At 34.7% G+C, this 2,940-nt stretch carries 2 protein-coding genes; one reads left to right on the forward strand and one right to left on the reverse strand.

Annotated elements, in window-relative coordinates; genetic code table 11:
* Positions 1 to 273: 273 nt before the first annotated feature.
* Positions 274 to 1,728 carry a helix-turn-helix domain-containing protein gene (locus Q0A12_RS06040; protein ID WP_291291762.1) on the forward strand — a complete coding sequence of 485 codons (1,455 nt, stop codon included), beginning with the start codon at positions 274 to 276 and terminating at the stop codon, positions 1,726 to 1,728.
* 83 nt (positions 1,729 to 1,811) lie between these two features.
* Here the strand turns inward: Q0A12_RS06040 and Q0A12_RS06045 are convergent, their stop codons facing one another.
* Positions 1,812 to 2,447, reverse strand: coding sequence for a hypothetical protein (locus Q0A12_RS06045; protein WP_291291763.1), 636 nt, complete (start codon positions 2,445 to 2,447; stop codon positions 1,812 to 1,814).
* Positions 2,448 to 2,940 lie beyond the last annotated feature (493 nt).

The following is a 2,940-nucleotide window of genomic DNA, read 5'->3' on the forward strand; positions in this document are numbered from 1 at the left end:
AATGAAAGGAGCTTTTTTGAGTCTCTTTTTGAAAAAAAAGTGTAGAAGATTGCTGCTAGTTTTTTTTGTGAAAAAGCTATAAACTAGATAGTAATGAGTTGATACAGGAGGCGATTTTGCTTCTTACTGTGATCAAAGTAAAATACTTCTCTAACAGACACTGAAATTTTTGGTCTGAGTTTTGATTGGCTATTTTTGTTTTCAACGAAATGAGTAGAAGTAGTGTGATCAGGTACAACGATCATTCCATACAAATAATGATTGGAGAACAATATGATTGAAAATTTTATTGAAAAAGATATTATCAGACAAGTCAAATTGACTGAATATCTTTATGAGCTCAAAGTGCTATCTGTAAGGGAAGTGGCGAAAAGGTTAGACGTGACCTTCAATACGGTAAAACGCGATTTTGAGAAAATCAGTATTATTCTTGAAGAATATATTGATCAGATGGAGGTGGATAGTACCACGATCCAACTCTCTTTTATCAGCAGTTTTTCAAGGTATGATTTAATTAAAGAAGTCTACAAAGAGTCTAAATTTTTACGTGGCTGCTCTTGGTATTTAATGGGCGAAACGAATTATTTGACGATTGTGGAAGAAGAGTTTGTCTCGGTAGCCAAAGCGTTTAAAATCAAAAAACGAGTCGAAGAATACTTTAAAAACGCGAATATTATGGATGAAGAAGGCAATATCATTGAGAATGAGTTAGAATACCGACTTGTCATGATGTCCGTCTGGATGCGCTGTGACTTATTAGATACGATCGTTGATAGTACGATTTACAAACGAGTGAGCATTTTTGTGGAACAAGTATTGAGTCATCTCGCTAATGACTATGAAATGAACAGACGCGAGTATACCTTTTTAATGTTAGCAGCCTATTTGTCTCTTTCAAGGAAAGACAGTAAGACGTTGGTCTTCCCTGAAGATGAATTTAACTTTTTAAAGGATACAATGATTTTTAATCATATCAAAGATGTCGCTGAATTAGTTTTAGGGGAAAATCAACTTTCTGAGAGTGAAATTGCTTTTTTTGTCTCGATTTATCGCAGTATTAATTTAAACACCAATAACTATTTGATCGTCAATATGAACTATATGCAAAAACGTGAAATCTTTATTGAGAGTCGACCAAAGACAGTAAAAAAATTGATCAAACAAATTGAAGACGAGTTTGATGCGAATTTGACCAACAATATTCTCTTTGAAAAACCTTTTATGAATTATTTGAATACATTGTGGTACAACATGCAAAATTATACTGTTGAAAAGCATTACTATCTCAGTGATTCCCAACTAGCTATTTTGGCAACATTAAAGGAAATTTTGAATCAATGGAAAGAAGAAATTCATGTGGACTATGAGCTGAAGTTTAATGACACTTCCTTAGAAAAATTATGTTCGGAGATTGAGTCCAGTCTCATCCAAAAAAGGCCAAGGAAGTTCGCAATCATTATTGTTGCGGAAGATGAACTGTCTCATGTCGTTTATCGCGAAAACATCTCTCGCTGGTTAAATATGGATTACTACATGATCGATAATACGATGTACTATTCTTTAAATGATGTGCCCATTTACGCGGAAGAATGGCCTCACGTGATCATTTGTGAGCGTTCCTTAGCTTTTAAAGATAGTATGAAGACAACCAATCTCTTTTCTATTTCAAAAAGTACATTATTTGAAGATATAAAGAGCATTTTCTTATATATTTATGATTGGAAATAAGTAGGGAAGAAAATGTTTGAGCATAGAGTGAAAAACCAGCAAGGGCAGTAAGCCGCTCTTGCTGGTTTTTGCTGTATGGAGAATTATTTCGTAAAGGAAAATGAATGGATGACATTTGCGTCTTCTGGTTGGTAATCTTTTACGATTAATCTTAGCGGACTGCCAGTTATTGAACAATCCCAGATATGAACGGACAAGTAGCGTCCAGTAGCCATATTGCGAATACGGTATGCCCCTTTGCTTCCAGGCACAGGAATGAATTGCCAGCTCGCACGAAGATTACTTTGGCTTGGACGTTGTCCTAATAGATAATATCTTTGTTCAGGAGTATAGGCAGAATCAGGATAACGGACAAACGGTTTGGAGTCATCTACATAGAAATAGTTACCTGGTAATTGAATTTGATAGACATCTTTTTGCTTTGTAGGTAGTAAAGTTATTTTCATTTTAGATGTGCGTTCTTGTGGATAGAAGAAATTATCTGCTCGCAAGGGTGCCCATAACGTTTCTTTTGTTTCTGGAATCCATTGTTTTGCTGTCCACATAAAATATTTTGTCTTTGGTTGTGGTTCGACAAACTTCTTAGCAATTTCTGTATTACCTGCCAGATCCAATGCATCTGCTTTTTTTGCTCCCGCCAAACTTAATGTAAAAAACGCGCTGAGCGCAAGCATTAGCTTGAAAAATATAGTTTTCTTTTCTAAAAATTGTGCTGTCATATGGGTGTTTCTCCTTTTTCTGCGTTCTTTTCGAGCGCACCACGCATCAACTCAACGGCATAAACGAAAATAATGCCTTTCGAATGAATATCGGTAGGTTTCTTAGTAAGAATCTTTCTTTAGTTCTGCTTTTATCAATTTTCTCCTTGTTAATTGATCTGACTTATCTCGTTATTTCCCCCCTCTTTGATTGCTAGTTGTTGATATACTGCTCGTTGCCAGTTGCTCAGAGCAGTTAAAACAGAATACAAGGAGTATAGCAAAATCACATATAGTCTGTTTGTAACGGATTGTTTGTGAGTTTTTTGTGGTGCAATTTCGATTATATAAAAAAAGAAAGGGTTGTTTTTCAATACTTTTTTTTGTTTGAATGCTCTTTCTTCAATTTTAGAAAATCTTCTAATCAGATAAATGAACTACTCAATGTAATCAACTTTAAAAGATTCTTTGTTATCTTCATGTGATTCATCCTTTCTGTTTTTATAATCCCATT

This window comes from Enterococcus sp. (assembly GCF_022711995.1).
Classification (GTDB): domain Bacteria; phylum Bacillota; class Bacilli; order Lactobacillales; family Enterococcaceae; genus Enterococcus_D.